The 14,306-nt window shown below is 63.2% G+C and carries 13 protein-coding genes; 8 read left to right on the top strand and 5 right to left on the bottom strand.

Features of this window, described 5'->3' with window-relative positions; all coding sequences use genetic code 11:
• Positions 1-3: 3 nt before the first annotated feature.
• The 3 genes from DEM27_RS13060 to DEM27_RS33995 form a co-directional block, all read right to left on the bottom strand.
• The gene (locus DEM27_RS13060) at positions 4-504 is read right to left on the bottom strand and encodes a YciE/YciF ferroxidase family protein (RefSeq protein WP_109458689.1); all 501 of its coding nucleotides are present in this window, start codon (positions 502-504) and stop codon (positions 4-6) included.
• 102 nt (positions 505-606) lie between these two features.
• Entirely contained in the window at positions 607-1,194 is a 588-nt protein-coding gene (locus DEM27_RS13055) for a DNA-3-methyladenine glycosylase (RefSeq protein ID WP_109458688.1), read from the bottom strand.
• Between the two features lie 61 nt (positions 1,195-1,255).
• Positions 1,256-1,408 carry a hypothetical protein gene (locus tag DEM27_RS33995; protein WP_165823415.1) on the bottom strand — a complete coding sequence of 51 codons (153 nt, stop codon included), beginning with the start codon at positions 1,406-1,408 and terminating at the stop codon, positions 1,256-1,258.
• 222 nt (positions 1,409-1,630) lie between these two features.
• Between DEM27_RS33995 and DEM27_RS13050 the strand changes: the two genes are divergently transcribed.
• The 8 genes from DEM27_RS13050 to DEM27_RS13015 all read left to right on the top strand — a co-directional run bounded on the left by DEM27_RS13050 (position 1,631) and on the right by DEM27_RS13015 (position 11,188).
• Positions 1,631-2,134 (top strand): sigma-70 family RNA polymerase sigma factor, encoded by a 504-nt coding sequence (locus DEM27_RS13050; protein ID WP_420028822.1) that lies wholly within the window; start codon positions 1,631-1,633, stop codon positions 2,132-2,134.
• A gap of 77 nt (positions 2,135-2,211) precedes the next feature.
• Complete coding sequence (gene treZ / locus DEM27_RS13045; RefSeq protein ID WP_109458686.1) at positions 2,212-4,068, top strand: malto-oligosyltrehalose trehalohydrolase; 1,857 nt, start codon at positions 2,212-2,214, stop codon at positions 4,066-4,068.
• 149 nt (positions 4,069-4,217) lie between these two features.
• Positions 4,218-5,243, top strand: coding sequence for an ABC transporter substrate-binding protein (locus tag DEM27_RS13040; protein ID WP_109458685.1), 1,026 nt, complete (start codon positions 4,218-4,220; stop codon positions 5,241-5,243).
• 180 nt (positions 5,244-5,423) lie between these two features.
• Positions 5,424-6,929, top strand: a complete 1,506-nt coding sequence (locus tag DEM27_RS13035) for a sugar ABC transporter ATP-binding protein (protein WP_109458684.1) — start codon at positions 5,424-5,426, stop codon at positions 6,927-6,929.
• Positions 6,929-7,918, top strand: a complete 990-nt coding sequence (locus tag DEM27_RS13030; RefSeq protein ID WP_109458683.1) for an ABC transporter permease — start codon at positions 6,929-6,931, stop codon at positions 7,916-7,918. Before DEM27_RS13035 ends, DEM27_RS13030 begins: the two co-directional genes overlap by 1 nt.
• A gap of 2 nt (positions 7,919-7,920) precedes the next feature.
• Complete coding sequence (locus tag DEM27_RS13025; protein WP_109458952.1) at positions 7,921-8,907, top strand: ABC transporter permease; 987 nt, start codon at positions 7,921-7,923, stop codon at positions 8,905-8,907.
• Positions 8,904-9,920, top strand: a complete 1,017-nt coding sequence (locus DEM27_RS13020; RefSeq protein ID WP_109458682.1) for a LacI family DNA-binding transcriptional regulator — start codon at positions 8,904-8,906, stop codon at positions 9,918-9,920. Before DEM27_RS13025 ends, DEM27_RS13020 begins: the two co-directional genes overlap by 4 nt.
• Before the next feature lie 26 nt (positions 9,921-9,946).
• Complete coding sequence (locus tag DEM27_RS13015; protein WP_109458951.1) at positions 9,947-11,188, top strand: Gfo/Idh/MocA family protein; 1,242 nt, start codon at positions 9,947-9,949, stop codon at positions 11,186-11,188.
• A 100-nt stretch (positions 11,189-11,288) separates the two neighbouring features.
• Here the strand turns inward: DEM27_RS13015 and DEM27_RS13010 are convergent, their stop codons facing one another.
• Both DEM27_RS13010 and DEM27_RS13005 read right to left on the bottom strand, forming a co-directional pair.
• On the bottom strand, positions 11,289-13,628 hold the full coding sequence (locus DEM27_RS13010; protein WP_109458681.1) for a glucose/quinate/shikimate family membrane-bound PQQ-dependent dehydrogenase: 2,340 nt from the start codon (positions 13,626-13,628) through the stop codon (positions 11,289-11,291).
• 64 nt (positions 13,629-13,692) lie between these two features.
• Entirely contained in the window at positions 13,693-13,962 is a 270-nt protein-coding gene (locus tag DEM27_RS13005; protein WP_109458680.1) for a BON domain-containing protein, read from the bottom strand.
• Positions 13,963-14,306 lie beyond the last annotated feature (344 nt).

Here is a 14,306-nt window from a genome sequence, read left to right as displayed (position 1 = left end):
CACTCAGGCGGCGCGCTGCTTTGCCGCACCATTGACGGCGGTCTCCGCGAGCTTGGTCAGCGTCTCGTCGGTTTTCCCTTCTTCCTGCAGGGTCGTGTCGAGAAGCTTGGCGACGTCGTCGTGGCCGAGCTGCATGGCCCACGCCTTCAGCGTGCCGTAACGGCTGATCTCATAATGCTCGACCGCTTGGGCGGCCGCCAGAAGCCCGGCATCGATGGCCGGCGACCCCTTGAAGGCTTCGAGGATCTCCTCGCCTTCCTCGACGATGCCGTCGATGGCGGGGCAGGTCTTCGCACGTGCACGCTTGCCGATCTTCTCGAAGATCTCCTGCAGGCGCTCGACATGCGTCTCGGTTTCGTCGCGATGCTTGAGGAAGGCCGCCTGCAATTTCTCGTCCTGGGCGCCGCGCGCCATCTTCGGCAGCGTCTTCAGGATCTTGCGCTCGGCGTAATAGATGTCCTTGAGGGTTTCGTAGAAAAGATCGTCGAGGGTTTTGTCCGCCATTGATTTTTCTCCTGTGAACGGGTGTTGCCAGCATCAAACTCGCAGGCCCGGGCAATGTTCCGGCGTTTTTCACCGCGCTGGCGCAGGACAGGGTTTTCGCTGTCAGGGTGCTGCCGGGGCAAACCTTCGGCTGATGAAAGCCGAGCCGGCCAGCCCGAAGCGCCACGGTGCGGCGATGTTGCGGCTGATGCCGATCCGGGGACCCGACAGCACGTGCTCCGCCTGTCCCGCTGTCAGCAGAAACGGCGGCGAATCGAGCGGCAGCCCGTCCCGGGTGATGTCGATCCCAAGTGCGGCGCATAATTTGCCGGGCCCCGAACATAGCTTGCGCAGGTCGTCCGTTCCCCGGCGCTTCTGCATGTCGGCAAGTCCGAGCGTCGGCTGCAATGCCCGGATCAGCACGGCGCTTCCCGGCAGGCAGACGAAATTCAGGCACCAGTGGATGCCGTAGGAGCGATAGACGTAGGCATGCCCGGCGGGGCCGAACATGGCGGCATTGCGGTTTGTCGGCCCTCGGAAACTGTGCGAAGCTTCGTCGTCCGGGCGGTAGGCTTCCGTTTCGACGACAATGCCGCCGACGCCTTCGACGGCGACCTGCCAGCCGATCAGCTCCCGGGCGACCTCGACGGCATCGCGGGCGAAGAAGGCGTTTAGGGTGTCGTCGGCTTTGCTGCTCGGAGAAGACGTCAAGAGCGTGCTCGCATCGGGATGGCAAGGTGACGGTGACGGATTGTCGTTGCCCTTGAAGGAACTATGACTGTGGCTTCCGGTCGTTCAGGGCCTTCTGCAATTGTTTCGCCAACACCAGAAGCCGGTCCGGCACGGCCTCCTTCTCGATTTCCTTGAGCAGCAGCGCCACTTCCTGGCTCAACACGTCATTTTCATCTTTGTCGGTCGTCGTCATTTCAGGCCCATTGTCTGTGCGAGCAAGCATATTGCAAAGCGGTGCCAATGCAAATCCGGGGATCGGCGGACAACCGTGTCGATGCGTTTTATCGCCGTTGACTTGATCGAGCATTGCGCCGCGGAAACTTGGCCTTCGCCAGCGCAAGGACACGGAACCAAACCCGAAGCAGCGACGTTGACTAGCGTCACTTCCCGATATTGCGCTGGAGAGGTAAAACCGGTGTCCGATTTACAACCGAGCGTCGACGTTGCACGTGACGATATCGTCAAGCTTATCCCCGCTCTGCGTGCCTTTGCGCGCACTTTTTGCCGCGATCCTGCCGATGCCGACGACCTCGTTCAGGAAACTCTTCTCAAGGCGCTCGCAAATCTCGACAAGTTCGAGCCCGGCACGCGGCTGAAATCCTGGTTGTTCACCATTATGCGCAACACCTTCTATACGCGCATCAAGGTGAAGAAGCGGGAGGTGCCGGGACTGGAAAATTGCTCCAATGAAATGCTCTCCCTGGATGCGACGCAGGAATGGAGCATCCGGGCTCGCGAGGTGGAAGACGCCTTCGCCAAACTGACGCATCAATATCGCGAGATCCTGACGCTGGTGGTGGTCCTGGGCGAGAGCTACGAGGCCGCCGCCGAAATCTGCGATTGCGCCGTCGGCACCGTCAAAAGCCGCCTCAACCGTGCCCGTCGGCAGCTGCTGACCGAATTGGGAGAGGATGCCTGACAGCGTTAATCGACGGAGCGGAACAATTGTGCGGTACGGCTGTTTCTGGAGGCCAACGGAAAGATCACGGAGACTGCATGGAAAATCCCTCGATTGCCTTCCCTTCCTCCACGCATTCTGCCGAAAGACGGCTTCGCCGGTTCCGCAAGAGCTGGGGTGCGGAAATCCTCGACGACGGCAATGTGCTTTTCCGAATCTGGGCGCCGAATCAGTCCAGCGTGTCGCTGAGGCTTGGGGGCGCGGACAAGCCGATGGCCGGCCGGGATGACGGCTGGTTCGAAGTCGTCGTGCCAAAGGTGAGCCCGGAGGCGCAGTATTCCTTCGTGATGTCGGACGGGATGGCGGTGCCCGATCCTGCCGCCCGCGCCCAGGCGGTCGACCAGCACGGCCCCTCCATCGTCACCGATCCCGCAGCCTATCGCTGGCAGGTGCCGTTATGGCGCGGTCGTCCGTGGCACGAGACGGTCATCTACGAGTTGCATATCGGCACGTTCACATCCGAGGGCACCTTCGATGCCGCTACGGCTCGGCTGCCCGACCTGGCGGATCTCGGCATTACCGCGGTGGAAATCATGCCCGTCGCGCATTTTCCCGGAGATCGGAACTGGGGTTATGACGGCGCCTTCCTCTATGCGCCGCAGCGGCATTATGGCTCGCCGGACGCGATGAAGGCGTTTGTCGACGCGGCGCATCGGCTGGGCCTGATGGTCTTCCTCGACGTGGTCTACAATCATTTCGGACCGGATGGAAATTACCTTCACCATTATGCGCCGCAGTTTTTTCATGCCGACCGGAACACGCCCTGGGGAACGGCGATCGACTACACGAAAAAACCCGTCAGGACATTCTTCATCGAAAATGCGCTCTATTGGCTGGAGGAGTTCAACCTCGACGGCCTGCGTTTCGATGCCGTCGACAGCATTCACGACGAAGCGGCGAAGCATGTCCTCATCGAATTGTCCGAGCGGGTGAGGGCGACGTTTTCCGACCGCCATATCCACCTGATGACGGAGGATGCCCGCAACATCACCTCCCTGCACGAGCGCGACGAGAACGGCCACGCTTCCCATTATGACGGCGAATGGAACGACGACTTCCACCATGTCGCCCATGTGATCGCCACCGGCGAGGGCAGGGGATATTACGGCAATTATCTCGACGACCGCTGGTGCAAGCTTGCCCGGTCGCTGGCGGAAGGCTTCGTCTATCAGGGTGAGATACCGAAGATTGGCGATGGCCGGCCCCTGGGTGAAGCGAGCGGCCATCTGCCGCCCACCGCCTTCATAAATTTCATCCAGAACCACGACCAGATCGGCAATCGCGCCTTCGGCGAACGGCTGACGACGCTTGCGGACCCGGCAACGGTCCGGTTGCTGATGGCGATGCTCTTGCTCTCGCCGCAGATACCGCTGCTCTACATGGGCGAGGAATATGGCGAAACCACCCCGTTCTATTTCTTCAGCGACATGGACGGAGCGTTGGGGGAAAGTGTTCGCGAGGGACGGCGCGACGAGGCGGAAAAGTTCGGCGGTTTCGCCGAAGGCCGGACGGCGGACGACATTCCCGATCCGCTCGACGGGGAGACGTTTCGCCAATCCCGCCTCGACTGGTCGCGGCGCGGCGGGCCGGACGGCCGGGCTTGGCTGGCGATGGTCGGCGAACTGCTTGCCCTGCGCCATGCCCGCATCGTGCCCCTGCTGCAGACGGCCGGCGGTAACAGCGGCCAGATCCTCAAGGCCGAGGAGGGGCTGGTGGCGGTGGATTGGACATTGGGTGGAAGCCGGCTGGAGTTGCGAGCCAATTTTGGCGATGTGCCGCTTCCAAGCCCCGGTATCCGTGGCCCGGTTCTTTACGGGCTTCCAGCCGCTGCTGCCGACAGGCTGGCAAGCGATGGTGAACTGCCTGGCCGCTCCATCCTCTTTGCGCTCGCCTGACCTTGCCCCGGCATGAGGCCGCGCCGGCACGGCGCGGTCTGCTACGTTTCGCGGAACCGTGGAAAAGTTACCGTTAACGGCAAAAACGGCTATTGAAATCGATTTCATTTTCTGGTTTCATCCTCTCATTCAAAGTTTGGGAGGACTTTATGAAGAAATTCATCGCAATCGCATTGGCTACCGTCGCAACCCTTTCCGTCTCCGCCACGGGCGCTTCGGCAGAGAGCTTCAAGATCGGCCTGTCCAATGGCTGGGTCGGCAGCGAGTGGCGCACCCAGATGATCGACGAAGCCAAGGCTGCGGCCGCGGCGTGGAAAGAAAAGGGCGTCGATGTCGAAGTCGTCGTCCAGAGCGCCAATGTCGACGTGCCCGGCCAGATCGCCCATGTTCGCAACTTCATCAGCGAAGGCGTGAACGCCATCATCATCAACCCGAACAGCCCGACGGCCTTCGATCCGATCTTCGCCCAGGCGAAGGAAGCCGGTATCCTCGTCGTCGCTACCGATGCCGAAGTCTCGTCGCCGGATGCCGTTTATGTCGGTATCGACCAGACGGCATGGGGCGCTGCCGGCGCCAAGTGGCTCGCAGAAACGCTCGGCGGCAAGGGCAAGGTCGTGGCGATCAACGGTGTTGCCGGCCATCCGGCCAACGAAATGCGCGTTGCCGGCTACAAGAGCGTCTTCAGCCAGCATCCGGATATCCAGGTCGTCAACGAAGTGAACGCCAACTGGGATCAGGCGCAGGGCCAGCAGGCGATGCAGAACATTCTGGCCACCTATCCCGATATCAACGGCGTCTGGGTGCAGGACGGCATGGCGGCGGGTGCGTGGAAGACGATCATGGATGCGGGCAAGACCAGCCAGATCGCCGCAACCGGTGAAATCCGCAAGGACTTCATCGACCTGTGGATCAAGGACAAGCTGAATTCCGGCGCAACCGTCAACCCGCCCGGCGTCATGGCCAGCGCGCTGAACGTCGCCGTGCTGATGCTGCAGGGCAAGGAACTGAAGGAGCCGGCAACGGCTGGCCAGTACAAGAACGCCATGTACCTGCCGATCCCCTTCATCGACAGCAACAACGTTGCCGATGCCGCCAAGCAGCTTGAGGGCAAGCCGGGCTACTACTCCTACACGAGCAGCCTGTCGATCGACGAAGCTTCGGCGCTCTTCAAGTAAGCGCTGCAAGTCATCCTGCGCCGGATGCCACGGGCTCCGGCGCAGGCTTTCCGGGAACATCTCTTCGCTTTTCCTGACAGGCGAAACATGTTCCGCCTCCTTGTTTGACGCAATTCCGCCCGCAACGCCGCGTTCTGCCCGTTTGCCGGAATTGCCCTCAGGTTCCTACGGATCGAAACCATGGCAAAGCTGTCCCTCAGCGGCGTAAGCAAGGCTTACGGCGCGACCCTGGCGCTACGCCGGGGCGACCTCGATATCGAAGCCGGCGAAGTGCATGTGCTGCTCGGCTCCAACGGCTCCGGCAAGAGCACGCTCTGCAAGATCGTCGCCGGCAGCGTCCGCCCCGACAAGGGCGAGGTGCTGATCGACGGCCGGCCGGTGACCATTTCCGGGCCGCAGGCGGCAAGGGCGCTGGGGATCGGCATCTTCTACCAGGAGCTCAGCCTCTCCGAACATCGCAGCGTGGCGGAAAACATCTGCCTCGCCGACCTGCCGGGAAAATCCGGCATCTTCGTCGATCGCGCGGCGCTGGAAGCGCGCGCCAGCCGCTACATCGCCTTGTTTGCGGGTGTTGCCGGGGAAGGATTTTCCGCCGAAGCGCTGGTGGGCAATCTTCGCGCCGACCAGCGCCAGCTGGTCGAGATCATGAAGGCGCTGTCCAGCGAAGCGCCGGTCATCATCTTCGACGAGCCGACATCGGCGCTCGACCGGGCGCAGGTCGATCGTTTCTTCGAGATCCTGCGGCAATTGAAGACCGAGGGTCGCGGCATCATCTTCATTTCGCATCGCATGGACGAAATCACCGCCATCGGCGACCGCGCCACCGTCATTCGTGACGGCGAGACGATCCGGACGCTAAAACTGTCGGAAACCGATCCGGCTGAGATGATCCGCCTGATGGTCGGCGAAAACAGCGACCTGCCGTCGGCCGAGCATGAATTGCCGGCGGCCGGGCCGAGCGCGGGTGCGCCGCTGCTCTCCGTCCGCAATCTGAGCGGCAAGGGTTTCCGCGATGTCAGCTTCGATGTGCTGCCGGGCGAAATCCTCGGTTTCGGCGGGCTGCACGGCCAGGGGCAGTCGGCGGTGCTGCGCGCGCTGTTCGGCGCTTCCAGTATTTCCGGCGGCAGCCTGGAGCTTTCGGGGCGGTCGCTTGCCGTGGCCAATCCGCGCTCGGCGATCCGCAGCGGGCTTGCCTATGTGTCCGGCGACCGCGGCCGCGACGGCGTGATCCAGGGCCGGCCGATCGTCGAGAATGCGGCGCCGATCCACTATCTCAAGGAACGCCTGCTGCTCGCCAGGCCATCGGCGCTGCGCGACAAGGTCCTGCCGGCGCTCGGCGCCCTGCACACCAAGTTCGCCAGCCTTGCCCATCCGATCGGTTCGCTGTCGGGCGGCAACCAGCAGAAGATCGTCATCGCCCGCTGGCTGATCGAGCGGCCGGAGGTGCTTCTGCTCGACGATCCGACCAAAGGCATCGATCTCGCCGCCAAGGCCGATCTCTTCAACCTGATCCGGCAGCTGGCCGCCGAAGGCATGGCGATCCTGCTCTACTCTTCGGAGGATGCCGAACTGCTCGGCAATGCCAATCGCATCCTCGTGTTCAACGGCGGCGCCGTGACGCGGGAACTCACCGGCGCGGACCGCACGCGCTACAATCTCTACCAAGCTGCTTATGAGGCTGCGTGATGGCTGAAACCGGCTCCGCAAAAGCGCCGACACCGGGCGGCTTCAAGCGCCTGATCGAGCGCTACCCGTTCCTGCCGGCACTCGGCATCCTGATCATTCTCCTGGCGCTCAACGGCATCTTCTCGCCCAACAGCCTGAGCTATCGCTCGCTGACGGGGCTTGTCAGCACCTATCTGGCGCTGATCATGCTGGCGATCGCCCAGACCTACGTCATTTTCGCCGGCGATATCGATCTTTCCGCCGGCGCCGTCGTTTCGCTCGTCAACGTCGTCATCATCGTGCTGATGGAGAAGATGGGGGGCGGGGGACTGGCGGTGTTTGCCGCGCTCGGCGTCGGCGTGCTGGCCGGGCTCGTCTGCGGCCTGATCAACGGCATCGTCGTCGCCGGCCTGCGGCTGCAGGCGATCGTCGCCACCTTCGCGACCAGCATCTTCTTCACCGGTTTTGCACTCTGGGTGATGCCGGTTGCCGGCACGCCGGCGCCGGCCCTGTTCTGGCGCACCTACGGCAGCAAGCTTCTCGGCCTGCCTTTCGTGTTTTACATCGTCGCCGCACTGGCAATCCTGCTGTTCGTCATCTCGCGCACCCGGCTGGCCCTGCAGCTTCTGTCCGTCGGCGACGACGCGCAGGCCGCCTACCAGACCGGCCTTCCGGTGACGCCGATCCGGATCAAGGGCTATCTGCTCTGCGGCCTGTTTTCGGCGCTGGCGGCCTTCTGCGTCACCGGCGATACGGCGAGCGGCGATCCGCTGGTCGGCGGCAAGATGACCCTGTTCAGCGTCGCGGCGGTGGTGCTCGGCGGCAGCGCGCTTGCCGGCGGCTGGGGAACCGTGGTCGGCTCGCTGCTCGGCGCGCTGACGATCGGCCTGATCAATTCGCTGGTCTTCTTCATCGGCACGCCGTCGGAATGGCAGAATTTCGTCCAGGGACTGGCGATCCTCGTCGTACTGATGGCTGGTATCCTGGTGGGCAGGAGGGCAAGGGCATGACGATGGTGAATGAAACCGGCGCCGGCAAGACCGGTGCTGCGATCTCCGAATTCCTCAAGCGGCCGCTGGTCATCGCCCTGGTGCTGATCGTCGTGTTGCTGTTTGCCGGTAACGCCCTGTCGCCCGGCTTCGCCTCGGGCCAGCAGATCCTCCGCCTGCTCATCGTCGCGGCCCTGCTCGGCATCGTCGCCGCCGGTCAGAACGTCGTCATCCTCGGCGGCCGGGAAGGCATCGATCTCTCCGTCGGCGGCGTCGTGTCGCTGTCGGCCATCGTCGGTGGCAATGTGATGAACGGCGCCGATATCGGCATCGTGCCGGCGGTGCTGGCCTGCCTCGCGGTTGGCGGTTTCTTCGGCCTGCTGAATGGCCTCGGCGTAACGCTGCTGCGCATTCCGCCGCTGGTGATGACGCTCGGCATGCTCGGCGTGCTGCAGGGATTGCTGATCGTCGTGCGCCAGGGCATTCCATCCGGCCAGGCCGCGCCCGGCCTTTCCAGTTTCGTGACGCAGCCGTTCCTGTTCGGCCTGCCGGGCATCATCTGGCTCTGGGTGCTGATCGGCGTGCTGATGGCGCTGATGCTCACCCGAACCGTCTTCGGCCACCGCATCTATGCGATCGGTTCCAACGAGCACGCTGCCTACATGGCGGGTGTCCCCGTCAAGCTGATGCGCGTCTCCGTCTTCGTGATATCCGGCATGTTCGCCGCCGTCGCCGGGCTTTGCCTGCTCGGTTATTCCGGTTCGTCCTTCGCCAATGTCGGCGAACAATACATGCTGCCGTCGATCATCGCCGTCGTTTTCGGCGGCACCTCGCTTGCCGGCGGCAAGGGCGGATATACCGGCACGATGGCCGGCGCCGTGCTGCTGGTGATCCTGCAAAGCATCCTGACCACCGTCAACATCGCCGATTCCGGCCGCCAGATGGTGTTTGGCGCGACGCTGCTGCTGTTGATGCTGCTCTACGGACGCGGGCGGGCGATGCGGGCATGAACGACCGGCCGAAGATCAAGGACATCGCCGAGCGGGCGGGGGTTTCCCCCGCGACCGTCTCCCGGGCGCTGACCGATTCCGGCCTGGTGACGGAGGCAACACGGCGGCGCATTCACGAGATTGCCCGCGAACTGAACTACCGGCCGAATGTGCGGGCACGCAATCTCCGCACGCAACGATCCATGGCAGTGCTGCTGGTGGTGCGCGATGTCGGAAACCCCTTCTATCTCGACGTTCTCAAGGGCGTCGAAGCGGTCGGCCGCGCCACCGGCTATTCGGTGCTGATGGGCAATACGGAAAACGACCCGGAGCGCGAGGCGGAATATTTCGACATGCTGCGTGACGGCCACGCCGACGGCATGATCCTGATGACCGGCAAACTGCCGGGGGACATTGCGGGTCAGCCCGCCGGCATCGAGGACCTTGCCGTCGTGGTGGCGCTCGAAATCGTCGAGAATGCCGGGCTGCCGCATGTCCAGATCGACAATATCGCCGCGTCGCGCTCGGCCGTCCGCCACCTCGTCGATCTCGGCCACCGGCGCATCGCCCATATCACCGGCCCGATGCCGGAAACCATGAGCGTCGGCCGTCGCGACGGTTATCGTCACGCTATGGCTGAAGCGGGTCTCGATATACCTGAGGGTTACGAACAGCACGGCAACTACCTCCTGGAGTCCGGCCGCGATGCCGTGCGCCAGCTGCTGGCTTTGCCGGAGCCGCCGACCGCCATCTTCGTCGCCAACGACGAAATGGCATACGGCGCGATCCACCAGCTGCGGCGCATGGGGCGCGATGTGCCCGGCGATGTCTCCGTCGTCGGCTTCGACGATCTTTATCTCAGCCAGGCTTTTTACCCGCCGCTGACCACGGTCAGCCAGCCGCGCCTCGACATCGGCCGGATGGCGATGACCGTACTGCTTGCCATCCTCGCCGGCGAAGCCGGTCCTGCAGAACCCATCGTCATGCCGACGGAACTTCTCATTCGCGCCAGCACGGCGCCGCCGACGGCTTGATATTCGTATTTTTCAAGGAGCAGATCATGACGGAATTGCCGAAGAAGACATTGCGTGTCGGGTTCGTGGGCAGCGGGTTCATCGCCCATTTTCACCTGAAATCCATGGTCGGCGTGCGCAACGTCGAAGTCACCGGCGTCTATAGCCGCAGCGCCGAAAAGCGCGCTCGTTTTTCCGAGGAGGTCACCGTGCTCGGGCTCGGCGAATGCCGCAGCCATGCCTCGCTCGATGACCTGCTGTCGGCCGACGATGTCGACGCCATCTGGATCCTGTCGCCCAACTATACGCGCCTCGACGTCATGCGTGCCCTGCACGCTGCGGTCAAGGCGGAACGCAGCAGGATCTTTGCCGTCGCCTGCGAAAAACCGCTGGCGCGGACGGTCGGCGAAGCCCGCGAGATGCTGCGGCTGGTCGAAGACGCCGGCCTCAACCATGGCTATCTCGAAAACCAGGTTTTCGCCACGCCGGTGCTGCGCGGCAAGGAAATCATCTGGCGCCGTGCCGCCTTGACCACAGGCCGCCCTTATCTCGCCCGCGCGGCGGAAGAGCATTCCGGCCCGCACGAGCCGTGGTTCTGGCAGGGCGACAAGCAGGGCGGCGGCGTTCTGTCCGATATGATGTGCCACAGCGTCGAGGTCGCCCGCCACCTCTTGACCGAGCCCGGCAAGCCGCGCAATTCGCTCACCGTCAAGGCGGTGAACGGCACGGTCGCCAACCTGAAATGGACCCGGCCGCATTACGCCGACCAGCTGGCTAGCCGCTTCGGCCGGGAGGTCGATTACCGCAACCATCCGTCCGAGGATTTCGCCCGCGCCACCGTCACGCTGGTCGACGAGGAGGGCAACGACCTGATGATCGAGGCAACCACCTCCTGGGCCTATGTCGGCGCCGGCCTGCGCATCCAGCTCGAATTGCTCGGCCCGGAATATGCGCTGGAATACAGCTCGCTCAACACCGGCCTGAAAATCTTCATGTCCCGCGCCGTGCATGGCAGCGAAGGCGAAGATCTGGTCGAGAAGCAGAATGCCGAACAGGGACTGATGCCGGTGCTGGAAGATGAGGCTGGCGTCTACGGTTATACCGACGAAAACCGCCACATGGTCGAATGCTTCCGCAAGGGCGAAAGGCCGATCGAAACCTTCGAGGACGGCCTGGCCGTGGTCGAGATGCTGATGGGTCTCTATCTGTCCGCCGAGCGGGGGGAAACGATCCGCTTTCCTGCGCCGGAACTGGAGGATTACGTCCCGGTCGTCGCCCGCCGGGAGTGAACATCGCCTTTCCCCTTCTCCCCGTGGGGAGAAGGAGCAGGCTGCACCCCCTCGCTTCATATGCGATAGTCCCGGCTTGGTCGGGCAGCGACCATCCTTCTCACTTCGCAAGCGTATAAGCGATGACATAATCGCCGGGTTTGGTGCCGATCGAACCATGGCCGCCGGCAACCATCACCACGAACTGCCGCCCGTCCTGTTCGTAGGTCATCGGTGTCGCCTGGCCACCGGCCGGAAGACGGGCGCGCCAGAGTTCGCGGCCGTTGTCGAGATCGTAGGCCCGCAGGTAATTGTCGACGGCGGCGCCGAGGAAAGCGATGCCGCCCTTGGTGATGATCGGACCGCCGATGCCGGGCACGCCGACCTTGAAGGGCAGCGGCAGGGGCGTCATGTCGTAGACCGTGCCGTTCTTGTGCTTGTAGGCAATCTTGCCGGTTTTGAGATCGGCCGCCGCGACATAACCCCATGGCGGCGCCTGGCAGGGGATCTGCAGCGGGCCGAGGAACGGCCCCATATAGACGCCGTAAGGAGCGCCGTCGTTGCGGTTCAGGCCTTGTTCGCTGCCTTTTTCGTCCTGTCCGCGCGCCGGGATCTGCGCCCGCGGCACCAGCCTGGAGGTGAATGCCAGATAGGTGGGCATGCCGAACATCACCTGCCGTTCGGGATCGACGGCGACACTTCCCCAGTTGAAGGTTCCGAAGTTGCCGGGATAGACGAGGCTGCCTTCCAGCGACGGCGGCGTATAGCGCCCGTCATATTTCAGCTGGTGGAAGGCGATGCGGCAGGCGAGCTGGTCGAACATGGTGACGCCCCACATGTCCTTTTCCGTTAGGGCCGTCGGCATGAAGGTGAGGTCGGAGACCGGTTGCGTCGGGGCGGTGAAATCCTCGGGGATGGCGCCGGTGGGTGCTGCAACTTCCTTGACCGGAATGATCGGCTCGCCGGTGCGCCGGTCGAGCACGTAGATGTCGCCCTGCTTGGTGGGGCCGACCAGCGCCGGCACCGTCGTGCCGTCGGCCCTGGTGATGTCGAGAAGCGCGGGCTGCGCCGGCACGTCCATGTCCCAGAGATCGTGGTGCACCGTCTGCCGCACCCAGCGATCCTTGCCGGTTTCGATCTCGAGCGCGACGATCGACGACGAATAGCGCTCGACGTTTTCGCTGCGGCCCATGCCGAGCTGGTCGGGCACCTGGTTGCCGAGCGGAATGTAGACGAGGCCGAGCTGTTCGTCGACACTGAACACCGACCAGCAGTTCGGCGAGTTGGCGGTATAGGTCTGGCCGGCGGGCAGGGGCGTCGTTTCGGTCGGGTTGCCGGAGTCCCAGTTCCAGACGAGGGCACCGGACTGAACGTCGAAAGCCCTGATGACGCCGGATTGCTCCTGCGTCGAATAGTTGTCGTTGACGGCGCCGCCGATGATGATCTTGCCGGCGGCGATTACCGGCGGCGAGGTGGAATAATAATAGCCGGCCGGGTTGTAGGGCATCCCCGTTTCCAGCCTCAGCACGCCGTTTTCGGCAAAGGATGTGCAGACCTGGCCGGTTGCTGCATCCAGTGCGATCAGGCGAGCATCCGAGGTCGGAAGGTAGACACGCGTGGCGCACGCGCTTCCGGCTTGTGCCGCAGGGTCGGCGTAATAGGTCACGCCGCGGCAGGTCTGGTGCTGCCGGTCGGGGTTGAGACCGGCATTGGCATCGTATTTCCATTTCTCCTTGCCGGTTGCGGCATCGAGCGCGATCGCCCAGTTGTGCGGCGTGCAGAGATAGAGGCTGTTGCCAACCTTGAGCGGTGTCACCTGGTAGGTGGTTTCGCCGACATCCTCGGGGAGCTTGACGTCGCCGGTCTGATATTGCCACGCAACCGTCAATCGGGCGACGTTGTCTTTGGTGATCTGCGTCAGCGGCGAGTAGCGCTGACCATAAGGGGTGCGGCCATATTGGTGCCACTCGCCATCGGGAACATCTCCACCGAAGCTGACGGTTGTTGCCGCCGTCTGCTGCGGCAGGTCGCCGGCCATGTCATGCGGGTCGGTGGTCATCGCATACAGCGCCACGGCGATGCCGGCGATGATCGGAAGCGCCAGAGGCCAGGGATTGGCGCCGTAACGATAGCCCGCGGGGCTGACGACGCCAAGCGGATGGCGGATCCACGGTGTCAGAAGCCATAGTCCGAGCAGGATGACGATGCCGCCGCGCGGCCCCAGCTGCCACCAGTCGAACTGCACTTCCCAGACCGCCCAAAGCAGAGAGCCGAGAACGATCAGGCCAAAGACCCACAAAGCCGCGGCGTGGCGTTTCAATAGCAGGAAGGCGGTGAGCAGGAAGGCGATACCAGTGATCAGGTAATAAAAGCTGCCGCCCAGCACGACCAGGTAGCCGCCGCCGCCTGCCAGTGCCAATCCGAGGAGGGCGAAAACGACCGCGGTCAGGATGAGAATCATCGGGAAAACTCCGGCTGAAAAGATCAAGCCGCGCCGGGAGGCGCAGCAAAGGCAATATCGACGACTACAGCGAACGAACGAAAATCGTGTGATTGACGGCGGTGACGCCGGGTATCGACATCACCACTTCTATGGCGCGGTCGATTTCCTCCCGGCAGGAGAGGCTGCCGCTGATGGCCACCTCGGATCCCCGAACGACGACGTTCAGGTCGGACGCATCCAGGGTGCCGGCAGCAGCAAGCTTGGATGCCACCGCCGCCTCCAGCGCTGACCGGGCGTGCAACTGTTCATCCTGTGGCGGATTGCCATGAAAGGTGCGATCCTTGAACAGCATGTTTGCCTCCTGTTTTGCGAAGGAACTGGCGGGACACGGGCAGCGATGCCCAGAAAACCGGCTTACGCCACCAAATCGTCAACGCCGCCGAAGCGAAAAAGTTCCGTTGCGGCCGAGGATTGATGCCTGGTCCGAATATCCGCCCGCTTCTGCTGAAAGGAGCTGCCTCTCCGAAGCCTGCAAAGCGCGCAAGAAATCCTGAAAAGGCGAATTTCTCCAACAAAATCAGCCACTTTTCAGAATGTTTCAATTTTTTGACGATTGGATGTTGACTTGTTTGGTGTGAGGGCCTTATAAACCGCCTCACCAACGAGGGCGGCACTGCTGCAGGCGACTGACGGTTG

The sequence above is a fragment of the Rhizobium album genome (genome assembly GCF_003122325.1).
Classification (GTDB): domain Bacteria; phylum Pseudomonadota; class Alphaproteobacteria; order Rhizobiales; family Rhizobiaceae; genus Metarhizobium; species Metarhizobium album.
Note: the sequence above shows the minus strand (reverse complement) of the source record. Positions and strands in the feature narration are given on the sequence as shown.

Coding starts and splice junctions, on each gene's coding strand:
- DEM27_RS13015 (WP_109458951.1), top strand. CDS start 9,947: ATGACGGAATTGCCGAAGAAGACATTGCGTGTCGGGTTCGTGGGCAGC.
- DEM27_RS13025 (WP_109458952.1), top strand. CDS start 7,921: ATGGTGAATGAAACCGGCGCCGGCAAGACCGGTGCTGCGATCTCCGAA.
- DEM27_RS13010 (WP_109458681.1), bottom strand. CDS start 13,628: ATGATTCTCATCCTGACCGCGGTCGTTTTCGCCCTCCTCGGATTGGCA.
- DEM27_RS13035 (WP_109458684.1), top strand. CDS start 5,424: ATGGCAAAGCTGTCCCTCAGCGGCGTAAGCAAGGCTTACGGCGCGACC.
- DEM27_RS13005 (WP_109458680.1), bottom strand. CDS start 13,962: ATGCTGTTCAAGGATCGCACCTTTCATGGCAATCCGCCACAGGATGAA.
- DEM27_RS13020 (WP_109458682.1), top strand. CDS start 8,904: ATGAACGACCGGCCGAAGATCAAGGACATCGCCGAGCGGGCGGGGGTT.
- DEM27_RS33995 (WP_165823415.1), bottom strand. CDS start 1,408: ATGACGACGACCGACAAAGATGAAAATGACGTGTTGAGCCAGGAAGTG.
- DEM27_RS13060 (WP_109458689.1), bottom strand. CDS start 504: ATGGCGGACAAAACCCTCGACGATCTTTTCTACGAAACCCTCAAGGAC.
- treZ (WP_109458686.1), top strand. CDS start 2,212: ATGGAAAATCCCTCGATTGCCTTCCCTTCCTCCACGCATTCTGCCGAA.
- DEM27_RS13040 (WP_109458685.1), top strand. CDS start 4,218: ATGAAGAAATTCATCGCAATCGCATTGGCTACCGTCGCAACCCTTTCC.
- DEM27_RS13030 (WP_109458683.1), top strand. CDS start 6,929: ATGGCTGAAACCGGCTCCGCAAAAGCGCCGACACCGGGCGGCTTCAAG.